Origin of the sequence: Sphingomonas phyllosphaerae FA2 (genome assembly GCF_000427645.1) — a bacterium.
Taxonomy (GTDB): domain Bacteria; phylum Pseudomonadota; class Alphaproteobacteria; order Sphingomonadales; family Sphingomonadaceae; genus Sphingomonas; species Sphingomonas phyllosphaerae.
The window spans coordinates 218,822-241,382 of sequence record NZ_KE386571.1 but is presented as its reverse complement, the minus strand read 5'-3'; the positions used below and the strand labels follow the sequence as shown (position 1 = coordinate 241,382).

General features: G+C 67.2%; 28 protein-coding genes. 8 read left to right on the top strand and 20 right to left on the bottom strand.

Annotated elements, in window-relative coordinates:
• Nucleotides 1–36: 36 nt before the first annotated feature.
• From erpA to SPHPH_RS0101540, 4 genes are all read right to left on the bottom strand, one after another.
• Nucleotides 37–375 (bottom strand): iron-sulfur cluster insertion protein ErpA, encoded by a 339-nt coding sequence (gene erpA, locus SPHPH_RS0101555; protein ID WP_028965112.1) that lies wholly within the window; start codon nucleotides 373–375, stop codon nucleotides 37–39.
• A gap of 160 nt (nucleotides 376–535) precedes the next feature.
• Nucleotides 536–1,672 (bottom strand): M23 family metallopeptidase, encoded by a 1,137-nt coding sequence (locus SPHPH_RS20320; protein ID WP_238302802.1) that lies wholly within the window; start codon nucleotides 1,670–1,672, stop codon nucleotides 536–538.
• Nucleotides 1,673–2,150: 478 nt separating this feature from the next.
• Nucleotides 2,151–2,597 carry a peroxiredoxin gene (locus SPHPH_RS0101545; protein WP_028965111.1) on the bottom strand — a complete coding sequence of 149 codons (447 nt, stop codon included), beginning with the start codon at nucleotides 2,595–2,597 and terminating at the stop codon, nucleotides 2,151–2,153.
• Nucleotides 2,576–5,221 (bottom strand): bifunctional [glutamine synthetase] adenylyltransferase/[glutamine synthetase]-adenylyl-L-tyrosine phosphorylase, encoded by a 2,646-nt coding sequence (locus tag SPHPH_RS0101540; RefSeq protein WP_028965110.1) that lies wholly within the window; start codon nucleotides 5,219–5,221, stop codon nucleotides 2,576–2,578. Before SPHPH_RS0101540 ends, SPHPH_RS0101545 begins: the two co-directional genes overlap by 22 nt.
• Nucleotides 5,222–5,260: 39 nt before the next feature.
• Between SPHPH_RS0101540 and SPHPH_RS0101535 the strand changes: the two genes are divergently transcribed.
• A complete protein-coding gene (locus tag SPHPH_RS0101535) occupies nucleotides 5,261–5,440 on the top strand; it encodes a hypothetical protein (RefSeq protein ID WP_028965109.1) in 180 nt (59 codons plus the stop codon).
• Between the two features lie 98 nt (nucleotides 5,441–5,538).
• Here the strand turns inward: SPHPH_RS0101535 and SPHPH_RS0101530 are convergent, their stop codons facing one another.
• From SPHPH_RS0101530 to SPHPH_RS0101520, 3 genes are all read right to left on the bottom strand, one after another.
• Nucleotides 5,539–6,186, bottom strand: coding sequence for a sigma-70 family RNA polymerase sigma factor (locus SPHPH_RS0101530; protein WP_028965108.1), 648 nt, complete (start codon nucleotides 6,184–6,186; stop codon nucleotides 5,539–5,541).
• 103 nt (nucleotides 6,187–6,289) lie between these two features.
• Nucleotides 6,290–6,427 carry a hypothetical protein gene (locus SPHPH_RS21360; protein ID WP_028965107.1) on the bottom strand — a complete coding sequence of 46 codons (138 nt, stop codon included), beginning with the start codon at nucleotides 6,425–6,427 and terminating at the stop codon, nucleotides 6,290–6,292.
• 88 nt (nucleotides 6,428–6,515) lie between these two features.
• On the bottom strand, nucleotides 6,516–7,310 hold the full coding sequence (locus SPHPH_RS0101520; RefSeq protein ID WP_028965106.1) for a response regulator: 795 nt from the start codon (nucleotides 7,308–7,310) through the stop codon (nucleotides 6,516–6,518).
• A 266-nt stretch (nucleotides 7,311–7,576) separates the two neighbouring features.
• On the opposite strand from SPHPH_RS0101520, the gene SPHPH_RS21290 reads away from it, so the two are divergent.
• The 3 genes from SPHPH_RS21290 (at nucleotide 7,577) to SPHPH_RS0101505 (ending at nucleotide 9,718) form a co-directional block, all read left to right on the top strand.
• A complete protein-coding gene (locus tag SPHPH_RS21290) occupies nucleotides 7,577–7,735 on the top strand; it encodes a NepR family anti-sigma factor (protein WP_162143908.1) in 159 nt (52 codons plus the stop codon).
• Between the two features lie 60 nt (nucleotides 7,736–7,795).
• Nucleotides 7,796–9,334, top strand: a complete 1,539-nt coding sequence (locus SPHPH_RS0101510) for a sensor histidine kinase (RefSeq protein WP_028965105.1) — start codon at nucleotides 7,796–7,798, stop codon at nucleotides 9,332–9,334.
• Between the two features lie 249 nt (nucleotides 9,335–9,583).
• Complete coding sequence (locus tag SPHPH_RS0101505) at nucleotides 9,584–9,718, top strand: entericidin A/B family lipoprotein (protein WP_028965104.1); 135 nt, start codon at nucleotides 9,584–9,586, stop codon at nucleotides 9,716–9,718.
• Nucleotides 9,719–10,347: 629 nt separating this feature from the next.
• Here the strand turns inward: SPHPH_RS0101505 and tatC are convergent.
• From tatC to petA, 10 genes are all read right to left on the bottom strand, one after another.
• Nucleotides 10,348–11,118 carry a twin-arginine translocase subunit TatC gene (gene tatC / locus SPHPH_RS0101500; RefSeq protein WP_028965103.1) on the bottom strand — a complete coding sequence of 257 codons (771 nt, stop codon included), beginning with the start codon at nucleotides 11,116–11,118 and terminating at the stop codon, nucleotides 10,348–10,350.
• A 5-nt stretch (nucleotides 11,119–11,123) separates the two neighbouring features.
• Nucleotides 11,124–11,591, bottom strand: coding sequence for a Sec-independent protein translocase protein TatB (gene tatB, locus SPHPH_RS20640; protein ID WP_081668429.1), 468 nt, complete (start codon nucleotides 11,589–11,591; stop codon nucleotides 11,124–11,126).
• Nucleotides 11,592–11,620: 29 nt separating this feature from the next.
• A complete protein-coding gene (locus SPHPH_RS0101490) occupies nucleotides 11,621–11,860 on the bottom strand; it encodes a twin-arginine translocase TatA/TatE family subunit (protein ID WP_028965102.1) in 240 nt (79 codons plus the stop codon).
• 28 nt (nucleotides 11,861–11,888) lie between these two features.
• A complete protein-coding gene (gene scpB / locus SPHPH_RS0101485; RefSeq protein ID WP_238302801.1) occupies nucleotides 11,889–12,458 on the bottom strand; it encodes an SMC-Scp complex subunit ScpB in 570 nt (189 codons plus the stop codon).
• Complete coding sequence (locus SPHPH_RS0101480) at nucleotides 12,455–13,192, bottom strand: segregation and condensation protein A (RefSeq protein ID WP_028965100.1); 738 nt, start codon at nucleotides 13,190–13,192, stop codon at nucleotides 12,455–12,457. Before SPHPH_RS0101480 ends, scpB begins: the two co-directional genes overlap by 4 nt.
• Nucleotides 13,193–13,264: 72 nt before the next feature.
• Nucleotides 13,265–13,813 carry a peptidase gene (locus SPHPH_RS20985; protein ID WP_156025763.1) on the bottom strand — a complete coding sequence of 183 codons (549 nt, stop codon included), beginning with the start codon at nucleotides 13,811–13,813 and terminating at the stop codon, nucleotides 13,265–13,267.
• 88 nt (nucleotides 13,814–13,901) lie between these two features.
• A complete protein-coding gene (locus tag SPHPH_RS0101470) occupies nucleotides 13,902–14,432 on the bottom strand; it encodes an adenine phosphoribosyltransferase (protein WP_028965099.1) in 531 nt (176 codons plus the stop codon).
• 115 nt (nucleotides 14,433–14,547) lie between these two features.
• Nucleotides 14,548–15,390 carry a cytochrome c1 gene (locus SPHPH_RS0101465; RefSeq protein WP_028965098.1) on the bottom strand — a complete coding sequence of 281 codons (843 nt, stop codon included), beginning with the start codon at nucleotides 15,388–15,390 and terminating at the stop codon, nucleotides 14,548–14,550.
• A 30-nt stretch (nucleotides 15,391–15,420) separates the two neighbouring features.
• Nucleotides 15,421–16,707 carry a cytochrome b gene (locus tag SPHPH_RS0101460; RefSeq protein WP_028965097.1) on the bottom strand — a complete coding sequence of 429 codons (1,287 nt, stop codon included), beginning with the start codon at nucleotides 16,705–16,707 and terminating at the stop codon, nucleotides 15,421–15,423.
• A gap of 14 nt (nucleotides 16,708–16,721) precedes the next feature.
• Complete coding sequence (gene petA / locus SPHPH_RS0101455; RefSeq protein WP_376699661.1) at nucleotides 16,722–17,300, bottom strand: ubiquinol-cytochrome c reductase iron-sulfur subunit; 579 nt, start codon at nucleotides 17,298–17,300, stop codon at nucleotides 16,722–16,724.
• Nucleotides 17,301–17,474: 174 nt separating this feature from the next.
• Here petA and SPHPH_RS0101450 point away from each other — a divergent pair, with 174 nt between their 5' ends.
• A complete protein-coding gene (locus tag SPHPH_RS0101450) occupies nucleotides 17,475–17,927 on the top strand; it encodes a tRNA (cytidine(34)-2'-O)-methyltransferase (RefSeq protein ID WP_028965095.1) in 453 nt (150 codons plus the stop codon).
• On the opposite strand, the gene SPHPH_RS18585 is transcribed toward SPHPH_RS0101450, so the two are convergent.
• Entirely contained in the window at nucleotides 17,854–18,630 is a 777-nt protein-coding gene (locus tag SPHPH_RS18585) for an AcvB/VirJ family lysyl-phosphatidylglycerol hydrolase (protein WP_051272773.1), read from the bottom strand. The two genes, SPHPH_RS0101450 and SPHPH_RS18585, sit on opposite strands and share 74 nt — an antisense overlap.
• Nucleotides 18,631–18,694: 64 nt before the next feature.
• On the opposite strand from SPHPH_RS18585, the gene hemF reads away from it, so the two are divergent.
• Nucleotides 18,695–19,537, top strand: a complete 843-nt coding sequence (gene hemF, locus SPHPH_RS0101440; RefSeq protein WP_028965094.1) for an oxygen-dependent coproporphyrinogen oxidase — start codon at nucleotides 18,695–18,697, stop codon at nucleotides 19,535–19,537.
• Nucleotides 19,538–19,539: 2 nt separating this feature from the next.
• Nucleotides 19,540–20,136, top strand: coding sequence for a GNAT family N-acetyltransferase (locus SPHPH_RS0101435; protein ID WP_037487866.1), 597 nt, complete (start codon nucleotides 19,540–19,542; stop codon nucleotides 20,134–20,136).
• Here the strand turns inward: SPHPH_RS0101435 and SPHPH_RS0101430 are convergent.
• Both SPHPH_RS0101430 and SPHPH_RS0101425 read right to left on the bottom strand, forming a co-directional pair.
• Nucleotides 20,106–20,849, bottom strand: a complete 744-nt coding sequence (locus SPHPH_RS0101430) for a hypothetical protein (RefSeq protein ID WP_028965092.1) — start codon at nucleotides 20,847–20,849, stop codon at nucleotides 20,106–20,108. The genes SPHPH_RS0101435 and SPHPH_RS0101430 overlap by 31 nt on opposite strands.
• On the bottom strand, nucleotides 20,846–21,667 hold the full coding sequence (locus tag SPHPH_RS0101425) for a hypothetical protein (RefSeq protein WP_037488919.1): 822 nt from the start codon (nucleotides 21,665–21,667) through the stop codon (nucleotides 20,846–20,848). Before SPHPH_RS0101425 ends, SPHPH_RS0101430 begins: the two co-directional genes overlap by 4 nt.
• 125 nt (nucleotides 21,668–21,792) lie before the next feature.
• Between SPHPH_RS0101425 and lipB the strand changes: the two genes are divergently transcribed.
• Nucleotides 21,793–22,494 carry a lipoyl(octanoyl) transferase LipB gene (gene lipB / locus SPHPH_RS0101420; RefSeq protein WP_420329283.1) on the top strand — a complete coding sequence of 234 codons (702 nt, stop codon included), beginning with the start codon at nucleotides 21,793–21,795 and terminating at the stop codon, nucleotides 22,492–22,494.
• The last annotated feature ends 67 nt before the right edge of the window (nucleotides 22,495–22,561 follow it).

The window sequence follows — 22,561 nt, the reverse complement described above, 5'->3', positions numbered from 1 at the left end:
CGCGCCGGTCTAAACGCGGTCCGCGCGCTTGTCTAACTACACCGAAAAGCTGGTCCCGCATCCGCAGCCGCTCGCGGCATTCGGGTTCTCTACCTTGAACGACGCGCCGCCCAGAGATTCGACGTAATCGACACTGGCCCCGCGCACGAGATCGAGACTGATGTCATCGACCACCAGCCGCACGCCGTCGGTTTCCGCAACCAGATCGGCGGGCTCCGGCGCATCCGCGAAGCCGAAGCGATACTGGAACCCCGAACAGCCGCCGCCCTCGACCGAGAGCCGCAGGATCGCGGGCTTGTTCTGGCGCGCGGCAATCGCCGCAACGCGAGCCGCGGCGGCAGGGGTGAGGACGATGTCGGGTGCGAGCGTGGCCATGCGTTCAAGATAGGCGCGATCGCCGCAATCGGAAAGAGTATCCCCCTCTTCGTCATCCCGGACTTGATCCGGGATCCCGCTTTTATCCCCGCATCGGTAAAAATAAGCGGGGCCCCGGATCAAGTCCGGGGCGACAGCGTGAGGGTGATAGCGCGCCCCCTCAGTCCTGCGGTACCGGCCCACTGGTCGACACCGGGATCTGCCCGACCGCGCGATCCTGCGCCGCCATCAGATAATCGGCGGTGGTCAAGAACGGCACCGGATTAACCGCATGGCCGTCGATCCGCACCTCGTAATGGAGATGCGGCCCGGTCGAGCGCCCGGTCGAGCCCATCAGCGCGATCAGCTGCCCGCGCTTCACGCGGGTGTTGTCGGCGACGATGATCTTGGAAAGATGGCCGTAACGGGTCGCGATGCCCTTGCCGTGGTTGATCTCGACCATGTTGCCATAGCCGCCCTGCCGCCCGGCGTGGCTGACGACGCCGTCAGCGGTGGCATAGATCGGCGTGCCCGACGGCCCCGGAATGTCGACGCCCGCGTGCATCGCGGCGGTGCCGCGGAACGGATCGGACCGGATGCCGAAGTTGCTGGTGAATTGCAGCTTCTGCACCGGCTGCACCGACGGGATCGCGATCACGCCCTGCTCGAGCCGGTCGAGCTTCTTCCACGTCATGAACAGCGAGCGGAACTGCTGGTCGGCGGCGAGATCGGCGCGCGCTTCGGTGCTGTTCGCCTCGACCAGCGGCCCACCAATCGCCGAACCGCCCTTCGCGACGCGGCTCGGCGTGATCCCGCGCTGGCGCAGCTGCTGCGCAGTCGCGGCATAACGATCGAGCAACTGCTGCTCGGCGACCTGCGCCAGCGCCACCTGCCGACGCTCGACCTTCAGGAACGGGCGGATCGTATCGGCAGCCACGCGCGTCGCCTGCGGATCGACCGCGAGCGTCGCCAGCGCCATCCGGCGCGCATCGCCCTGCCCGGTCAGCGCCGCGGTCAGCAGCGCCTGTCGCTGCTCGATCCGCGTGGCATGTTGCTGCGCAGCGGTGCGGATCGTGGCGACGCGCGCCTGCATCCGCTCCACCTTGTGTTCCATCGCCTGCATCCGCTGCGCCTGCGCCGCCGCGGCGGGCGTCAGCCCGGCGGCCTGCGCAACCTGCGTCGAAGCTTGCAGCGCGCCATAACCGGCGAACCCGAGAAGAAGTGCGGCGCCCCCGCGCAGCAGCGCCGGTCGGCCGGCGATTACGGCGTTCAGGCGGACAAGCGGCCGCCCGGCCGGCAAAGAAGCGGTGTCGGTCATCGAACCCCAGATCAAGACTGCGACCAGCGCGACACGCGCCGGTCTTCCCCTTTTTCCGTGTCCGCCCGCGATAGAACCGCCGCAGCGAACGCAAAGGTTTGTGCGCGGTAGAAGGTTAATCACGCAATAGCGTCTGCCGCCGGGCGCGTCCAAGCGCCGGAGTCCTGCGCCGAGTCGTTGTAAGAAGCGGTAGTGCGGCCGCTTCGGGCGCGGTCGACGTACGGGCTGTCGGGATAATTCCCAACGTTTTGTCGCCAGCTCGAGCCTTCACCGTCGTTTGAATCCGGTCGGGATGACGGAAGAAAGACAGGAGATTGGCGAACGTCGACTGGCCGTGGGCCGGATCAACACGTCATCGCCCGCCAACAGAGTTCGTCATCCCGGACTTGATCCGGGATCCCGCTTTTTGCTCCACTGTCAAAAGGAAGCGGGGCCCCGGATCAAGTCCGGGGCGACGAGGAAGAAATGTCGACTTGCGTTACAGCGCCTTCGCGGCGTCCAGCACCGCCGCGGCATGGCCCGGCACCTTCACCTTGCGCCACGCCTGCACCAGCCTGGCATCGCGATCGAACAGGAACGTCGCGCGCTCGATCCCCATATAGGTCCTGCCGTAAAGTTGCTTTTCACCCCACACGCCGAACGCCTCGGTAACGCTCCCGTCTAGGTCGCTGGCGAGCGCTACGGTCAGCGCATGTTTGTCGCGGAACTTCGCATGCTTCGCCACGGTATCGCGCGATACGCCGATCACCGTCACGCCCGCGGCGGCGAAGTCTTCACCCAGCGAAGAGAAATCCTGCGCCTCGCGCGTGCAGCCCGGCGTGTCATCTTTGGGATAGAAATAGACGACCAGCGGACGCGGCAGATCGTGCAGCCGCAGCGGCGCGCCATCGACGCCGGTAGCGATCACGTCCGGGAGGGTGTCCATGCGATGCTCTCCTGCCAGCTTGCCGCGACGCTCTCGCGCACCGTCGCCAGCGTGGCAAGCACCGTCTCCCAATCGGGCAGCATCACCGCGCGCGCGATCAAGGCGCGCGTCACCGCCGCGGCGGGTTCCTGCGCATCGGGGGCGATCAGCCGCACCGTGACGAGCAATCGGCCAAGCAGGTCGTAGGCGGCGCGCAGCTCCGGCGCGAACACCCCCTCGGCGATCAGCGCGTCGATCGCCGCGCCGAGTTCGGGCGTGAACGCGGTGCGCCGCGTCAACTGCGCGACATGCACCGCGAACTCCAGATCGACGAGCCCGCCGGGCAGCAGCTTGGCGTCGAGCGGCCCCTGCGGCGGCTTGTGCTGAGCCATCTCGGCGCGCATCGTCGCGGCGTCGGCGGCGATGTCGTGTTCCGCGCGCTCGCCGCGCAGCACGCGCGCGACGATCGCCTCGACCGCCGCCCGCGCCGCCGGGCTGCCATAGATGGCACGCGCGCGGGTCAGCGCCATATGCTCCCACGTCCACGCCTCTTCGCGCTGGTAGCGCGCGAACGAGTCGACGCTGACCACCAGCGGCCCTTGCGCGCCCGATGGTCGCAGCCGGGTGTCGACCTGATACAGCGGCCCCGCCGCGGTCGGCACCGACAGCGCGGCGGTCACGCGCTGCGCGAGCCGCGTGAAATACAGCGTCGCGCCGAGCGGCTTTGCGCCGTCCGAATCGGCGGTGAAGTCGCCGGTAAACAAGTAGATCAGGTCGAGGTCGGAGGCATGGGTCAGCGCCGCGCCCCCCAGCCGGCCGAGCGCCAGGATCACCAGCTCGCCGCCGGGCACCCGCCCGTGCACCTCCTCGAACGGCGTGACGGTCGCTGCGGTCAGCACCTCCACCGCCGCCTCGGCTACCCGCGCATAGCCCGCCGCGACGTTCAGCGGATCGGCGCGCCCGGCGACGATCTGCGTGCCCAGCGCGAATTGCCGGTCGCCGACGACGCGGCGCACGTGGTCGAGCACCGCCTGATAGTCCGCGCCCTGCTCGGTGGCGCGCATCTCCGCCATCAACGCAGGCACGTCGCCGACCGGATCGAACGCGCTCGCATCGATCAATCCGTCGAGCAGGTCGGGCCGCCGCGCCAGCGCCTCGGCCAGCGTCGGCGCGTGACTGAGGATCTCCGCGAGCAACGTCGCCAGCGCCGGTCGCGCCTCCAGCAAGCGGAAGATGTTGATCGCGCTCGGCAATCGCTCCAGCAACCGGTCCAGCCGGTTGAGCGCCATCAACGGCACCGGCGCCTGCGCCAGCGCCTCTACCAGCCCGGGCAGCACCGCCTCCAGCGCGCTTTGCGCCGCGCCGCTGCGCAGCGCCGGGTAGCGCGCCTCGCGCCACGCGACGATCCGGCGCGCGGCATCGTCGGTTTCGGCGAAGCCAGCCGCGGCAAGGTAGTCGGCCAGCCGGCCAGCCTCGTGCGGCACCGCCGCGGTCGGCGCGGGCGCGAGCCGGTCGAACGTCGCCGCCACGCGCTCGACATGCGGGCGCAGCAGGTCCAGCAACGCCGCGCCGTCCGCCAACCCGTGCAGCCGCGCGACCCGGTCGAGCCCCTCACCGGTCGGCAGCGCATGGGTCTGCCGGTCGTCGATCATCTGGATGCGATGCTCGATCGTCCGCAACAGCGTATAGGCCGCCGCCAGCGCGCGCGCGTCCTCGGGGTCGATCCGCCCCGCCGCGGCCAGCGCCGCCAGCGCGTCGCGCGTCGCCGGCGCGCGCAACGTCGCGTCGCGCCCGCCGTGGATCAGTTGGTGGATTTGCGCGAAGAACTCGATCTCGCGGATGCCGCCGCGCCCGCGCTTGAGGTCATAGCCGGGACCGAACGCCTGCCCCTGCGCATGATGGTCGCGGATGCGCCGGGTGATATCGAGGATTTCGCCGACCGCGCCGAAATCGAGGCTGCGCCGCCAGATGAACGGGCGGATCGTGTCGAGGAACCGCTGCCCGAGGTCGCGATCCCCCGCCGCGACGCGCGCGCGGATGAACGCGGCGCGCTCCCACGGCAGCGCCTGCGATTCGTAATAAGCGATCGCTGCATCTATCGGGATCACGATCGGCGTCACCTCGGGTGAGGGCCGCAGCCGCAGGTCGACGCGCAGGACATAGCCGTCTGCGTCGCGCGTCTGCAAAAGCTCCAGCACGCGCCGGCCGATCCGAACCGCCGCGTCGGCGACGTCCTCGCGCGGGCGATGCGGCAAGGTCCGGGGATCGTAGATCAGGATCGGGTCGATATCGGACGAATAATTGAGTTCGCGGCTGCCCTGCTTGCCCAGCGCGATCGCCGCGAAGCCGTGCACCGCAGCGTCAGGCGTCCGCTCGCTGATCGCCGCGGTGATCGCACGATCAAGCGCCGAGTCCGCGAAGTCGGTCAGCGCCGCCGTCACCCCGGTCAGATCGAGCGTCCCCGCCAGATCGCCCTCGGCGACCTGGAGCGCCAGCTGCCGCCGCTCCAGTCGCAGCCGCTTGCCGATCGGCAAATCGTCCGCGGAAAGCGCGGCGGCGGTCACCGCTTCGCGCGTGATCAACCCGTCCAGAAATGGCGCAAAGCGGGCGGCGCGCGCCCGCGCCTCGGCGACAGCATCTGTCATATCGGCGCAACCTTAGCGAAAAACCGGCGTTGCGACATCATGGTTCAAGACGCGACCTCCGACAGCATCCCTCCGCATGGCGCCTATGCCGTGCGTGATCCGCAGGCCGCAGACGCGCTGGCGATGCCGCTGCGCGCGGCGTTCCGCAAGGAAACGAAGATGCCGTGCGAGATCGAGGCATGTCTCGATCAATTGCGCCGGGTGCGCTTCCGAGGCTGATCCAAACCGACGTCACTGCGAGCGTAGCGAAGCGATCCAGGGCGTCTTGGTCCGACCTTGGATTGCTTCGCTACGCTCGCAATGGCGGATGATCATCTCTAGGAATCACGGTCCCGGCTGAGTTCGTCGACTTCGCTCATGATCGAATCTAGCGTCGAGCGCTCGGTATCGACCTCATGATCGCGTCGCGACGACAGCGCGCTGCCAGCCATCAACGCCTCGAGTGCGACGCGACCACGTGCCACCCGGCTCTTGATCGTGCCGACCGCCACGCCGCAGATCTCCGCCGCCTCTTCATAGGCAAACCCACCCGCGCCGACGAGGATCAGCGCTTCCCGCTGCGGCTGCGGCAGGTGCATCAGCGCGCGCTGCATATCCGCCAGCTCGACATGCTTGTCCTGGCTGGCCGGCGCGGCGAGCACGCGATCCGCGACCAGATCGTCCCACTCGCCCTTGAAGCGTGCACGGCGCATCTGGCTGAGAAACAGGTTGCGCAGGATGATGAAGGTCCACGCACGCATGTTGGTGCCGGCCTGGAAGCGCTTGCGCGCCGCCCAAGCCTTCAGCAGCGTCTCCTGCACCAGATCGTCGGCAAGATCACGGTTGCCCGACAGCGAACGCCCGAAGGCGCGCAGATGCGGAATGACCAGCGCCAGCTGTTTCTTGAACTCCGGATCGGAGAGCGCGACGTGCTCGATCGGCGCCGCTTCAGGCGTGTCGTCTGCGAGCGTATTGGATTTGGTCATGCCGCTCCGTTGTGCTGGATCGATGCCTGGCTGGCGCCCGTCCGAGCCGTGAAGATAGGTATCGTCCGGCCGCTTGGCCAGTCCGTGCGTCAACATCGACGCGTCAGGAAAGGAGGATAGCCGCGAAGATCGCGATCACCAGCAGCAGCGATGCCACCAGAATATACCGCGTCATCCCGGGCGTGCTGCCCGCCCGCGCTTCGTCGGTTTCGAGGTGAATGCGCTCGTTTTCGTCTGCCATAAGCGATGTAACCCCTTAGAACCGTTTTGGGTCCGTATCGAAGACGGACCCGCAACAGGATGCCGGATCGTATGGCAGCGCGCCGCGATCAGGCCGGAACCGTACTTTCGTCGAAGAACAGCGCCTGGCTGATCGCCGCCTTCACCGTCGACCGCTGGAACGGCTTGGTGATGAGGAAGGTCGGCTCGGGGCGCTCGCCGGTCAGCAACCGCTCCGGGAAGGCGGTGATGAAGATCACCGGCACGTTGAACTCGGCCAGGATGTCCTTGACCGCGTCGATCCCCGAACTGTCGTCGGCGAGCTGGATGTCGGCAAGCACCAGCCCGGGGCGATCCTCCATTGCCAGCGCCACCGCCTCGTCGCGGGTCACCGCGACGCCGGTCACTTCATGGCCGAGATCGCGGACGATCGACTCGATGTCCATCGCGATGATCGGCTCGTCCTCGATGATCAGCACGCGGGCGCGCGTCTGCTTCTCGATTTCGGCCAGCGCCTCGGCGACGAGTGCGTCTACCTCCGCCGCATCGACCTCAATCAGATACGCCGCGTCTTCGGGCGTGAAGCCCTCCATCGCAGTCAGCAGCAGCGCCTGCCGCGACAGCGGCGTCATCCGCGACAGCCGCGCGCGCGCTACCGCTTCCTGATCCTCGGCCGGCGTTTCGTCCGCGGTTTCATCGAAGTTGGCGGAATTCCAGATCGCCTGGAACGTGCGATACAGCCCCAGCCGCGGATCGACGTCCCGCGGGAATTCCTCCGGCGCGGCCACGATCGCTTCCAGCGTGGCGCGCACATACCGGTCGCCCTGCGCCTGGCTGCCCGTCAGCGCGCGACCATAGCGGCGCAGGAACGGAAGGTGCGGCGCGAGTTGTTGTCCGAGCGACATGTGTAGAAAACCCTCCCTGCGGCGCGGCTCCGGCCGGCGCCGCCGATACCCATATGTGCGTGGACGTCATGACAGGTCGCAGATGATATCCCCCGACCGGCGATTTTCGTCGCACCCGCATGGAACCAACGATGCCGGATTTGGTTTCATCGGACATACGTGCATTACGCGCTTGTCCGGGTGGGGCGTTCGTCCGACGAACGTCCTTTGATGCTGTGTCGGTCCGTCAGCGGCGCCGACGACCGGACTGTCTTAGGGGGTTTACGTTGACGTCGGATAAGGAAGCGCCTGAAAAGCCGAAAAAAGGCACTGCGGCACAATCGAAGAACCGCGACATGGGATCGGCGCTGCGCTCCGTCTACCAGAAAACCGTGGAGGAAGCGGTGCCCGACGACCTGCTCTCACTGCTCGGCAAGCTAGACTAACGCGACGTGGCCACCCCTACCGCGGCTGACGCCCCCCGGCCCGTCGCGGGGCGTCTTGATATGGTTTCGCGCTGGCCAACCGGGGCCAAGCTGTTCCTGATCCTCAGCATCGCGCTGCTCCCGCTCGCGCTGATCGCGATCTTCGCCACGTTGCGCGTCACGCAGATCGCCGACACCGAATTGCGCTCACACCTGCGCGTCGCTGCCTCCGAATCGAGCCGCGCGATCGCGATCGAACTGGTCGGGGATATGACTGCGCTGCGCGTCGCGGTTGACGCGCTGACCGCCGACCGTGGCGACGCCCCCAGTTGCGCGCGCGCGCAAGGCGTCTTCGCCCAGCAATCCGCCGCCGGCACCAGTTTCGTCATCCTCGATCGTCGTGGCCGCGCGATTTGCGGCGAGCCATTCCCCGGTGCCGCCGCCTTCGCGCGCCAGTCCGCGACCGACGCGGTCAGCGCGCGGATCGTCGAGAAGCGCGGCGTGATGCTCCGCTTCGCCGGGCGCAACGACGGGTTGACTGCCGCCGCCTATTTCCCCGCGCCGTTCCTCGCGCAGATCAGCCAGCCCAGCGGCTTCGCCCCCGATTACGGGCTGTCGCTCGCGCTCGGCGACGAGCGACTCGAACTCGACCCGCTGGTGCGCGAAAGCGCGCTCGAGCGTCGCGAGACGATCCGCAGCGATCTCGGCATCGCCGGCCTGGCGCTTGAAATGCAGGTCCGCAGCGCGCCGATCGGATCGCCGCTATTGATCGCGCTGACCTTCCCGCTGCTGATGTGGGCGGCGGCGGCGGCGATCAGCTGGTTCGTGGTTGACCGGCTGCTGATCGCTCCGCTCCGCGCACTGCGCGGCAGCATCGCGGCCTATGCGCCGGGCGATCAGCCCGATCCGGCGATGCTGCGCGCGCTGCCCGCACAGGAGATCCGTGATCTGGGCGACACCTTCCGCGCCCTCAGCCGAACGGTGGCGATCCACGAAGCGGGGCTGGCGGAGGGTTTGATGCGCCAGACCAAATTGACGCGCGAGGTGCATCACCGCGTCAAGAACAACCTTCAGGTCATCTCCAGCCTCATCAATTTCCACGCTCGTGGCGCGCGCAGCGTCGAGGCGACACAGGCCTATGCCTCGATCCAGCGGCGCGTCGACGCGCTCGCGGTGGTCCATCGCTATCACTATGCCGAGATGGAGGAGAACCGCGGCGTCGGCCTGCGCGCGGTGCTCGGCGAACTGGCGTCGAGTATCCGCGCCACCGCCCCCGAAGGAACGCGCGTCGGCATCGTGCTCGACATCGACACCTATTACGTCACGCAGGACGTGGCGGTCGCGGTCGCCTTTCTCGTCACCGAACTGGTCGAGCTGGCGATGACCTGCGTGAGCGAAACGCAAGTGCGGATCACGCTCAAGCCGCTCGACGATCCGCAGCGCGCGCTGCTGCGCCTGTCGTCACGCGCGCTGGTCGACTCCGATGATCTGCGCGAAGGGTTGAAGCATCGCTATGGCCGCGTGATCGAGGGGCTGACCCGCCAGTTGCGCTCAACCCTGCAGCATGATCCGCTCACCGGCGCGTACGAGATAGCGATCGCCGTTACAGGCCGCGAATAACGCTGTAATTTTTTTCCCATTTGCGAGATCGGACGCGGAACCTGGCCCGCCGACCGTCGTTCTCAACCTCGGATAGCGACTATACGCCCCCCGCTTTCGCTATCCAAGACATAGGCCCGGAAGCATCCACCCTCCCCCCCCGGTGATGCTTCCGGGCCTTATTCGTTCCCACCCCCTCAGCTTTGTCACCGACGCGGAACGAACCGCGCCGGGCGGCATTGTGCGTTGTGTGTTTTGGGAGACCATTCAATGCGTAAGGTTTTAACTGCCGCCGTGCTGGCCGGTGCGGTGCTCGTCTCGGCATGCAACACCGTCGGCGGCGTGGGCAAGGATGTATCGTCCGCCGGTGACGCCGTCGCGGGTGCGGCCGACAAGCACAAGTAACCTTCGCCACGCCGAAGCGAAACGGGCGGCTCGTCGACGACGGGCCGCCCTTTTTCGTATGGTCAGCGGGCCGTCACGACCATCCGTCGCTCCGGGCTTGATCCGGGGCCCCGCTCTTCCTCGCAACGGAGGTAGGAGCGTTTTCTCGAACTAACCCGGGATAACGAGTGCCGCCGAGTCCTTCGATGGACGGTCACGTCCCTGAGAAGGGCTAAAGAGAGGGGGTTGTCACGCAGAGGCGCGAAGGCGCAGAGACCTCGTGTCGTCGCACCGGAAGCTCACCTTCTCGCGATGAGAAATGACTGGGTTACATCCGGCCACGCGGAACGCCTCCGCGCCCTCTGCGCCTCCGCGTGATCCAAATCTTCTTCGAACGCCGAGCGTGACAACTTAATTGTCGATCCGCCTCGGAGCGGGGGTGATCGGAGTTCACGTCCCCCATACGTCATTGCGAGCGTAGCTAAGCAATCCAGAGCCGGACCAAGACGCCCTGGATTGCTTCGCTACGCTCGCAATGACGAACTGAATTGATGCAACCCCGCCCCAACCGCATCGCGAAGATCGACGAACGACAACGGTCAGCCCCGCGCCTTCACCGCCAAAGGCGGCGTCCGCGGGAGGAACACCGCTTACTCCGCGCTGGCGGCGGCAACCTCTTCCCGCGCGCGCTTGCGCTCGGTGAACCAGATGCCGATGATTGCCGCTTCGTACAGGATCACCAGCGGGATCGCGAGCAGCAGCTGCGACCCGACGTCCGGCGGCGTCAGCACCGCCGCGATCGCGAACGCACCGACGATTGCGTAGCGCCGCGCGCCGATCAACTGCTTGCGCGTCACGATGCCGGCCCGCTCCAGCAGCATCAGCAACACGGGCAGCAGGAACGCCGCACCGAAGCCGAACAGGAACTGCATGATGAAGCTGAGGTAATAGCCCATTGCCGGCAGCGCCTGCTGATGCACGCCGCCGACCGTTCCGGAGAAGCCGAGCAGGAAGTGCAGCGCCATCGGAATCGCGATATAATAGGCCATCGACGCGCCGAGCAGGAACAACAGCGGCGTCGCGAGCAGGAACGGCAGCAGCGCGCGCCGCTCCTTCCGGTACAGCCCGGGGGCGACGAACTGCCAGAGCTGCATGGCGATGATCGGGAACGAGATCATCATCGCCGCGAAGAACGCAACCTTCACCTGCACGAAAAACGCTTCGAACAGCTGCGTGTAGATCAGCGTCTTCTGCCCCGCGCTGAGCAACGGCTGCACGAGGAAGCCGAAGATATTTTCCGCGAAATACCAGCAGACGAAAAACGCCAGCAGCACCGCCGCGATGCAGTACAGCAGTCGCCGCCGCAACTCGAGCAGATGGTCGAGCAACGGCGCGCGCGAATCTTCCAGTTCGTCGACGATCTCGGTCACGATGCGGCCTTGTCCTGAACCACCCGCTCACCGGATGTATGATGATCGTCGGTGCGCGGCTCGACCCCGCTGGCATCGCCTTGGTGCGGCGCAGCCACCGGCGGCGTGTCGGGCACGACGTGCGGCTTCTCGACCATCACCGGAGTCTGCACGTCGTCGTGCGGCGGGGTGACGTCGGTCGCGGCAGCGTGATCGGGCAAGGCCGGGGCAGCAGGCGGCGTCGGGACGAACGGATGCTCGCGCATGATCCGCTCGTTCTCGGCCTTCCACTTCTTCTCCATCTCCTCCAACTCGGCCTCACGCACCATCTCGTCGAAGCCGTTGCGGAACTGGCGGCCGACCGCGCGCGCGCGGCCGACCCAATAGCCGAGGACGCGCATCGCCTTCGGCAGGTCCTTGGGGCCGATCACCACCAGCGCGACGAACGCGACCAGCAGAAATTCGGAGGGAGCGATGTCGAACATTCAGCGCGCGCCGGATCGGATACAGGGGCTCAGCGGCGTTCCTCGCGCACCGGCTCGGCATCGCGGTCGAACGCCGGCTCGGCGTGGCTCTTGGCCTCGATCCGCGGCTTCGGACGCGCATCGTCCTCGTCCTCTTCGGCCATGCCCTTCTTGAAGTTCTTCACACCCTTGGCGACGTCGCCCATCAGGTTCGAGAAACGCCCGCCGCCCAGCAGCAGGATCGCGACCACCGCGAGGATGAGGATATGCGGAAGGCTGAAACTGCCCATGACGAAATCTCCTAAGGTAGAACGGTATCTAGTCTTCCTCGACGGCGTTTTCCACCGCGAGTTGATCGAAGGCCAGATCGACCGGGTCGAGCAGCCCGGCGGCACGCAGATCGTCGACGCCGGGAAGGTCACGGCGGCTCTTGAGCCCGAAATGTGACAGAAATTCGGGGGTGGTCGCGAACATCAGCGGTCGCCCCGGCACTTCGCGACGCCCCGCCGGGCGGATCCACCCCGCCTCCATCAGTACGTCGAGCGTCCCGCGTGCGGTCTGAACGCCGCGGATCGCCTCGATCTCGGCGCGCGTCACGGGCTCGTGATAGGCGATGATCGCCAGCGTCTCGATGCCGGCGCGGCTGAGTCGCCGGACCTCGTCGCGTCCGCGCCGCAACAGATGCGCGAGGTCGGCGGCAGTCTGGAAATGCCAGCGTCCGCCGCGCTCGACCAGCTCGAACCCGCGTCCACGATAGTGCGCGCTCAACCGGTCGAGCGCGCCCGCGACATCCCCGTCGCCGGCATGCGCCCGGATCGCGTCGCGGGTCAGCGGCTCGGTCGCGGCGAACAGCACGGCCTCGATCGCCCGGTCGAAATCGTCGCTCACGATGCCACCCGACGGAGATAAAGCGGTGCGAATGGCGCCTCCTGATGCAACTCGGCGCGTCCCTGCCGTGCTAATTCGAGCGCCGCGAGGAAACTGGACGCCAAACTGGAGCGCCGCAGCCGCGGATTTGGTGTCTCGGGAAGGAATTGTTCGATCTCGCGCCAGTCGATTGCGGCCCCCAGCAGCGCAGCAATGCGCGCCAATGCCGCTTCAAGCGTCACCACTTCACGATCCCGCACCACATGCAATGCCGGCCGGGTCCGGGCCTTCACCTGCCCGTAAGCCGCGAGCATGTCGTAATATTCGACCTCCCAGAACGACTTGCGCACGACATGCAGCCCCTCCGGTGCCCCCCGCCGAAACACATCACGCCCCAGTCGATTGCGCGCCATCAACCGCGCCCCCGCCTCCCGCATCGCGTCGAGCCGTTCCAGCCGCAATTGCAACCGGATAGCCAATTCCTCGACGTCCGGCTCCACCTCGGGATCGCGTGGCAGGAGCAGGGCCGATTTGAGATACGCGAGCCACGCCGCCATCACGAGATAGTCGGCAGCGAGTTCGAGCTGCAGCACCCGCGCCCGCTCGACGTAGCCGAGATATTGCTCGACCAGTTGCAGGATCGAAATGTCCCGCAGATCAACCTTTTGCGCGCGGGCCAACGACAAGAGGAGATCGAGCGGCCCCTCGAACCCGTCCAGATCGAGGGTCAATTGCTCAGGGGACGCGTCGGTCATGCCGCCAGTGGATCAATGACATACGCCATGAGATCGAGACTGGCATAAGCCGACGCGTGCGGCCAGAGGGGTTCAGCGACGCTGTCGTGGCCTGAACGCGCCGTCGGGGCGCGGAGTACGAACACCCTCGGCGCGATTTTGGCGGCGCAAGTCACGGTAATCGCGGCGAACATCGTTGCGATATTCCTGACGAGCGTCGCGACGCTGCTGACGAAACTGGTCACGGGTAATTTGCCCGTTCCTGAACGCCTGACGGTCCGCGCGAACGTCGCCGCGATAGTCGCGACGCTCGCGGCGCACATCCCGGCCGAAATCGCGCCAGTTGGACCGCACATCGCGGTCTCCGTAACCGGCGCGGCGTTGCGCCCAGTAGCGTTGCTGACGATCGTTCCACGGGTAAGCGCGCCGATAACGGTCATAAACATACGCGCCGGTGCCCGGATAATAATAGTTATCGTACCATCCGTAATAGCCGGTGCCGTAACCGCCGGCATAATAAGCGTCATCGTAATAGCCGGAGCCAAGTCCGACCCCCGAATAACCGTATCCGTCGGTACAGGCGGCGGTCGCCAACGACAGCCCTCCCAACAGCCCGATCAGCAGCACCCGTGGCGCAAACATCGTGGCATCTCCTCACATGGAGCAAGGCGGCATAACGCACCGCCAATCGACATCAACGAGGGCTGAGCAGCGCGGTTCCGGCGGCGGATCAGTGGCCGGGAAAGGCGACCAGCGACGTCACCGAGATACCCTCGGCGCGCAGCAGTTCGGCGCCGCCCAGATCGGGCAGGTCGACAACGAACTGCGCCTGTTCGACCACTGCGCCGGCTTTGCGCAGCAGCCGCACCGCGGCGCGCGCGGTGCCGCCAGTGGCGATCAGGTCGTCGACCAGCAGCACGCGCGCACCCGGCGCGCAGGCATCGGCGTGGATCGCGATCCGGTCGGTGCCATATTCCAGCGCATAATCCTCGGCGATCGTCGCACCGGGCAATTTGCCGTCCTTGCGGATCAGCAGCACGCCTGCTTTCAACGGGATCGCCAGCGCCGCCGCGAACAGGAAGCCGCGCGCCTCGACGCCGGCGACAAGGTCAACCGGACCGTCCACCGCCGCCACCATCCGCTCGACGCAGGTCGCGAGCCCGTGAGGCGACAGCAGCAACGTGGTGATGTCGCGGAACTGGATGCCCGGCTTGGGAAAGTCGGGGATAGTGCGGATCAGCGCCTTGAGGTCGTCGTTCATCCGCCCCGCCTACACGAAAACGGCGACCGGGGGAGTGCCCGGTCGCCGCTTCCATCTGGTGAAGTTCACGTTGCAGCGAGTCCCGGCTCTACCTGCGCAAAGCCGTGCCGCCCGCTCAATGCTTCACGTCGCGCCACACGTTTTGATAGGCGCCCCACGTCAGGTAGACGAAGATGAGCAGGAAGATCACGACCGCGATCCCCGCCGCATGGCGCGCCTCGAGGTTGGGCTCGGCGGTCCAGGTGAGGAACGCCGCGACGTCGCGCGCCATCTGGTCCTTCGTCGCCTTGGTCCCGTCCGAATAGGTCACCTGCCCGTCCGAGGTGATCGGCGGCGGCATCGCGATGTTGAGGTTCGCGAAATACGGATTGTAGTGCAGCCCCTCCGGCGTCTTGGCGTCGGGGAATTCACGCAGCAGCTCGGCGGGCTGGTCGCGATAGCCGGTGATCAGCGCGTGGACATAGTTCGAGCCGTCCTCGCGTGCCTTGGTCATCAGCGAGAGATCGGGCGGCAGCGCATTGTTGTTCGCCGCACGCGCCGCGACTTCGTTGGCGAACGGCGACGGGAAGTGATCCGAGGGCAGGTTCTTGCGCGTCGCCGCTTCGCCCGTCTCCGGGTTCACGCTCGGCTGCTCGATCACCCACTGATTGGCGATCGCCTTCACCTCGGCCTCGTTATAGCCGATCTTCTGCAGGTCGCGGAACGAGACGTACTTCAGCGAATGGCACGCAGCGCAGACTTCCTTGTAGACCTGGAAGCCGCGCTGCAGCTGCGCACGGTCGAACTTGCCGAACAGCCCCGCCGAGGACAGATGAATGTTCTCGGGATGCTGGTGGAACGCATGTTCCGCGGTGTGTGGTGCCGGGTTCTGGATCGCGTCCTTCGCGGTGAAGAAGAGCGCCAGCGCGAGCACGAAGACGAACCCCGCACCGATCAGCAGTGAAATGAGACGAACCATATTCTGTCGAATCCCCTCTTCGTCTCTGTCTCAGCTCGCCATCGCGGTTTGCGCGGGGCTGGTGCCGCCGTGCTTCGCCAGCACCGCCTCGGTGATCGAGTTGGGCAGCGGGCGCGGACGCTCGGCCGCCGACACCAGCGGCAGGATGATGAGGAAGTGCGCGAAATAATAACCTGCCGCGATCTGGCCCATCATCACGTTGCGCGCGGTCGCCTCGGCCCCGCCGACATAGCCGAGCACCAGCACGTCAAGCAGTAGCACCAGCAGGAACCAGCGGTAGGTCGGACGATAATTCGCCGAGCGCACCGGCGAGGCATCCAGCCAAGGCAGGAAGAACAGCAGCAGGATCGAGCCGAACATCGCCAGCACGCCCCACAGCTTCGCGGGCAGGATGAAGTCCGCGGTGAAGCTCTTCAGGATCGCGTAGAACGGCAGGAAGTACCATTCCGGCACGATGTGCGCCGGAGTCGAGAGCGGGTTCGCCTCGATGTAATTGTCCGGGTGACCCAGCAGGTTCGGCGAGAAGAACACGAACAATGCGAAGATCAGGAAGAACACGCCGACCCCGACGCCGTCCTTCGCGGTGTAATATGGGTGGAACGGCACCGTGTCCTGCTCGCCCTTCACGTCGACGCCGGTCGGGTTGTTCGACCCCGGAATGTGCAGCGCCCAGATGTGGAGGATGATGACCCCCGCGATCACGAACGGCAGCAGATAGTGGAGCGAGAAGAAACGGTTGAGCGCGGCGTTGTCGGGCGCGAACCCGCCGAGCAGCCACACGCGGATCGTCTCGCCGACCAGCGGGATCGCCGAGAAGAAGCCGGTGATCACCTGCGCGCCCCAGAAGCTCATCTGCCCCCAAGGGAGCACATAGCCCATGAAGGCGGTCGCCATCATCAGCAGGAAGATCACGACGCCGAGCAGCCACACCATCTCGCGCGGCGCCTTGTACGAACCGTAATACAGCCCGCGGCCGATGTGGATGTAGACCACCGCGAGGAACATCGACGCGCCATTGGCGTGCGCATAGCGCAGGAACCAGCCGGCGTTGACGTCGCGCATGATGCTCTCGACCGAGCCGAACGCGACCCCGGCATTGGCGGCATAATGCATCGCCAGCACCACGCCGGTGACGATCTGCAGCACCAGCGCCGCGCCCGCGAGCACGCCGAAGTTCCAGAAATAGTTGAGGTTGCGCGGCACCGGATAGCCCGCGCCAATCGCGTTGTAGACGAGGCGCGGCAACGGCAGCTTCTCGTCCATCCAGCGCATCAGTGGCGCCTTCGGCTCGTAATGCTTGGCCCAGGGAAAGCTCATTTCTCTATCTCCCCTCAGCCGACCGTGACGACGGTGTCGGAATTGAACGTATAGTCGGGCACGTGCAGGTTCTGCGGCGCCGGCCCCTGCCGGATGCGCCCCGCGGTGTCATAGGCAGACCCGTGGCACGGGCAGAAATAGCCGCCGAACGGCCCCTTGTTCTCGCCCTCGCCCGCGCCCAACGGCACGCAGCCGAGGTGCGTGCAGACGCCCAGCGTGATCAGCCAGTTCTTCTTGCCCGCCTTGGTGCGCTCTTCCAGCGTCTGCGGATCGCGCAGCGAGGCGACGTCGACCGCATCGGCCTCGCCGATCTCCTTCGGCGTCAGGTTGCGAACGAACAGCGGCTGCTTGCGGAAGCTGGCCTTGATCGCCTGCCCCGGCGCGATCTTCGAAATGTCGATCTCGGTGGTGGACTGCGCCAGCACGTCGGCCGACGGGTTCATCTGGTTGATCAGCGGCAGGACGATCGCGACCGCGCCAACCCCGGCGAACGACACCGCGGCGATGTTGATAAAGTCGCGGCGGCGCGGATCATGCGCTTCCTCATGATAAGGCGCGGGATCTTCGCCGAGGGGGATTTCCTGCTCTGCCATCGCCATTCGCGTCACACCTCTGCCCGTTCCTCTGTCCGGCGGGTGGCTGATGCCGCGTGCGACACTGTTGCTCCCCGCCTGTGGCCTGCCCGTCCCCACGGCGGCCTTTCCGGCCTGATAGCCGTGCCCTCGCCGCTTTGCCAACAGCATTTTGCGTCGGTAAGGACGGTGGCGATGCGGATCGCGCTCTACCAACCGGACATTGCGGGCAACGTCGGCACGCTGCTGCGGCTGGGCGCGTGCCTTGGCGTCGCGGTCGATCTGATCGAGCCGATGGGCTTTCCGTGGAGCGATCGCGCGCTGGCGCGCTCGGGAATGGACTATGCGGGGAAGGTCGAGGTCCGCCGTCACGTCGACTGGGACGCGTTCCTCGCCGCCAGCACCGGTCGCATCGTGCTGGCAACTACCACCGGCGCGGTGCCGCTGACCGACGCGCGGTTAAGGCCCGATGACATTTTGTTGCTGGGCAGCGAGGGGGCCGGCGTACCGCCCGACGTGCACGACCGCGCCGATTTGCGCGTGCGCGTGCCGATGCGCGCCGGGCTGCGCTCGCTCAACGTCGCGGTGGCGGGGGCGATGCTGCTGGGTGAGGCGCTGCGACAGACGGACGGCTGGCCGGCGGCGTAGCACGCGCAACCGCGCCGAGCACGTGCGCGAGCAGGCCCTCACCATCGTGGTGAAGATTGTGCCCGCCCGGCATCGCGATGATCGTCGCGCCGGGCACGCGCAGCTTCGGGCACAGGCTGTCGTCCTCCTCGGCGCCGTAGATGCACGTGAGCGGCGCCCACGTCAGCGTATTGCCCGTCTCCACGCCATAACTGTCGGGGGTGCCTCGATAGACCCAGCCGGTCGGATCGGCGCGGTAGAACACCGTTTCCCCCGGCAGGATCAGGACGATTCCGGCAACGTGCGCGCGCAAATCGGCGGGCAGATGCGCCAGCCCGGTCTGGACGATGTCCGCGCCATAGGATTGCCCCATCACCACCACCCGCTGCTGCCCGGTACGCTTGATCGCGGTGCGCACCGCATCGGCGACGAACGCGTCGACCTCCGCGCGGGTACGGCGGAAGCGGAAGAAGACCGGCGACGACACGCCCAGCACCGTCACGCGATGCTCGGTCAACCCGCGCGAGGTCGACGCCCCCAGCAGGAAGCGCAGCCCCATGTCGCCCGAGATGTTGACGACCGCGATCGGTCGCGCGGGCGGCTGTGCGGGATAGAGATGGTATGGATCGCGATCGAAATAGCCGCCCGCCCCCACCAGGGCGCAGACGAAGGCGGAGCTGACCGCGGTCACGCGCACCCCGCGCCAGAAGGATTTGGCGTTCATGCCCGTCGCTCTGCCATCGCCGCTGCGCCTTGGCCAGCGCGCACCGACGCGCTAGGTCGGCGGCATGATGACGCTGGATGACGAACAGGCCGCCGCGCGCGCCTGGTTCGAGGAGTTGCGCGACCGGATCTGCGCGGAGTTCGAGGCGATCGAGCGCGAGGCCGGATCGGATGCCGGGTTCGACTTTACGCCGTGGGATCGCATCGATCCCAGCGGCTTGCCCGGCGGTGGCGGGGTGCGCGGGGTGATGAAGGGTCGCGTGTTCGAGAAGGTGGGCGTCAACGTCTCCACCGTCGGCGGCACGTTCGAGGGCGAGTTCGGGAAGACGATCCACGGCGCGGGCGACGATCCGCGCTTCTTCGCCACCGGCATCAGCCTCGTCGCGCACATGGCCAATCCGCATGTGCCGGCGGTGCATATGAACACCCGCTTCCTCGTGACGACCAAGCGCTGGTTCGGGGGCGGCGCGGATCTCAACCCGCCGCTGCCGATCGCCGAGGATACCGAGGATTTCCACGCCACGCTGGCGCGCGCCTGCGACGCGCACGATCCCGACCATTATCCGCGCTTCAGGAAATGGGCGGACGAGTATTTCTACATTCCGCACCGCCAGGTGCATCGCGGGGTCGGCGGCATCTTCTACGATCATCTGGAGGGCGATTTCGCGCGCAACTTCGCGTTCACGCAGGATGTCGGGCGCGCGTTCCTCGATGCCTATCCCCGCATCGTGCGGCGGCGGATGGACATGCCGTTCAGCGAGGCCGACATCGCCGAGCAGCGCGCGTGGCGCGGGCGCTATGCCGAGTTCAACCTCGTTTACGACCGCGGCACGCTGTTCGGGCTGAAGACCGGCGGCAATATCGATGCGATCCTGATGAGCCTGCCGCCGCTCGCGACCTGGGCCTGACGATGTCGGGGCTGACCACGCTCAGCGACGATCAGGTCGCCGCGATCGTCACGACGCTGGTGATGACCGAGCGGCCACGTCCCCGCGCGCTGCCCGACGCCACGCTGCGGCTGGTGCGCTGGGAGCGGCCCGCGCCCGACAAATACCGCGCGCTGTTTCGCCGCGTCGGCGCGCGCTGGCTGTGGTTCTCGCGGCTGGTCATGGACGATGCCGCGCTCACCGCGATCGTCCACGATCCGGCGGTCGAGGTCTATGCCGCGGTCGATCGCGCCGGGATCGAGGTCGGGATGCTCGAGCTGGACTTCCGCCACGAGGCCGCCTGCGAGATCGGCTATTTCGCGTTGATCCCCGAGTTGGCGGGGCGCGGGCTCGGGCGGTGGCTGATGGCGCGGGCACTGGGGCTGGCGTGGCGCGGCGGGATCGAGCGGGTGTGGCTGCATACCTGCACCCTCGATCATCCGCATGCGCTGGGTTTCTACCGCGCGCAGGGCTTCGTCGCGACCAAGCGGACGGTCGAGACCTTCACCGATCCGCGCGTGCTCGGCGTGCTCCCGGCCGATGCCGCGCCTCAGGTGCCCTTGCTGGCGCGAATCCGGTAGGCGACAACACCCAGCAGCAGCAGCGCGACCGCGTAGCTCGCGCCGATCGCGGCGATCAGCGCATCGACCAGCGCAAGCGCCAGCGGATTGCCCGCGCCGCTGCGCAGCGACTCATCGGCGAGCAGCAACGGCGACACCGCCAGCCATTGCGCGAGGAACAACGTGACCAGCGCACCGGTCAACGCGCGGTCCATGCCCTTGGTCATCTTCCAGCTGAGCCGCAGCGAGGCGAGCGGCTTCAGCGCCGGGTGCCGCGCCATCGCGGGCACCGCAACGATCAACCGCGCCTGCACATACAGCCCCGGCAACACCAGCAGCCACAATCCCAGCGCGATCGGCACGGCCATAGCCGCGGTGGCGATCGTGAACGCCACCAGCCGCACGATCGCCTGCCCCAGCGCCTGCCCGATCGTCAGCCGATCGGGTTCGAGCAGGAACAGCGCGATCGCCGCAATGCCGTAGGTGCCGATCAATTCCGCCAGCAGGAGCCAGATGCCATTGTCCTGGCTCCAGAGCGCGACGTTGCTGAGCCACGCCTCCATCGCCACCTCGCTGCGCGGGCCCGCCGGCAACGCGGGCAGCGGATCGCACAGCAGCGCCGCGGCGAAGGCGGGCAGGAAGACGAACGTGCCGGCGATCGGCAGCAGCAACGTCGCATCGCGCCGGAACAGCCGCCAGACGACCGACAGCAATCCTGCGAACCCGATCGTCATGCGAGCGGCGCCATCCGTTGCTCGCGCTCGACCGCGGCGACGTAAAAACGCGCATAGAACACGCTCTGCAGCACGGTCGCACCGGCGGAGATCAGCGTGCTGGCCAGCGACACCACGAACCGCACGCTGCCCGGCGCATCACCGCCCAGCGCCAGCCGCGCGATCACGCCGACCACCGATGTGGCGGCCAGCATCGCGACGGTGGTGATGATGAAATAGAGGATCAATACCCCGATCAGCTTCAGCGTCGCCCCCTTGGTCAGCGCCAGACTGCGGCGCAGCGCGCCGATCCCGCGGCGTTCGTTGACGACGATACCGAACAGCGGCACGATCCGCGCGCTGAGCCACAGCCCCAGCAACGCCGCCACCAGCACGTACAGCCCGGCGCCCGCGGTATAGCCGGGCACCGCGCGCGTCATGTCGAAGGTTCCGCCCGCCGTCATCGTCGCACCCGACAACGCCAGCAACACGCCGGCCGGGATGAAGAGCACCACCGCCGCGATCACCAACGCCAGCAGCACGCCCAGCGCCGGCGGCAACCGCTGCCCGCCGATCCGCAGCGCCTGCGCCCGATCGACCGCCGGATCGCTGGCCACCGCGGTGATCGCCAGCACGCCGAGGACCAGCAGCACCAGCACGCCCAGCCGGATCAACGGCACCGCCAGCGACGCCGGTACAGGCAGCGGCACGATCGTACCCAGCGCCCCGGCCACCACCCCCGGCAGCACCAGCGTCATCAAGGCGATGCTCGCCAGGATGCCCGCCCGGCCGCGCAGGACGTCCACCGTCCGATCCCACACGTCGCCGATCCTGATCATCGCCACCTCATGCCGTCCGCGATTGCATCTTCATCGCGGGCGTAGGGGCACTTCCGCCGCTCGGCAATGGGCGTCGTCGGCCGCCCCCGCTTGCCAAGCCGCGGGCGGAACCGCATCTGTGGCGCGTGCAGACAAACTTCACGACAGGCATCGCCGCTGGCTACACCACCCCCGCGGACATCGAATGGCGGGTGACGCCGGGGCTGACTGATTACGCGACCGCGCTGGCCGAGATGGAGGCGCGCGCCGCGGCCGTGGCGGCGGGCGAGGCCCGCGAGCTGGTGTGGTTGCTCGAACATCCGCCCGTCTATACCGCCGGCACCAGCGCCGACCCCGCCGAACTGGTCGATCCGCGCTTCCCGGTCGTGCCGGCCGGGCGCGGCGGTCGCTACACCTATCACGGTCCCGGGCAGCGCGTCGGCTATCTGGTGCTCGACCTCAACAAGCGCGGGCGCGACGTGCGCTGCTTCGTGCATGCGGTGGAAGGCTGGGTGATCGCGGCACTGGCGCGGATCGGGATCGCAGCGTTCCGCGCCCCCGGCCGGATCGGCATCTGGACCATCGACGCCAGCGGGCAGGAAGCGAAGATCGGCGCGATCGGCATCCGCGTCCGACGCTGGGTGACGCTGCACGGCTTTTCGGTCAATCTTTCACCCGATCTGCAACACTTTACCGGGATCGTGCCGTGCGGACTGGCCGAATATCCCGTGACCAGCGCCGCCGCGCTGGGGATCTCGCCAGATGCTGCAACCTTCGACGCCGCTCTGGCGTTCACCGCCGAGGCCTTTCTCAATAGCCTGATTTGTGCGGGTGAAAACGAGACTTGAGGGGCCGGTCATCTGTGATTAATGTCCAAGTCGATTTGGGAACAAAACAACGGCCGCCAGGTCGCCA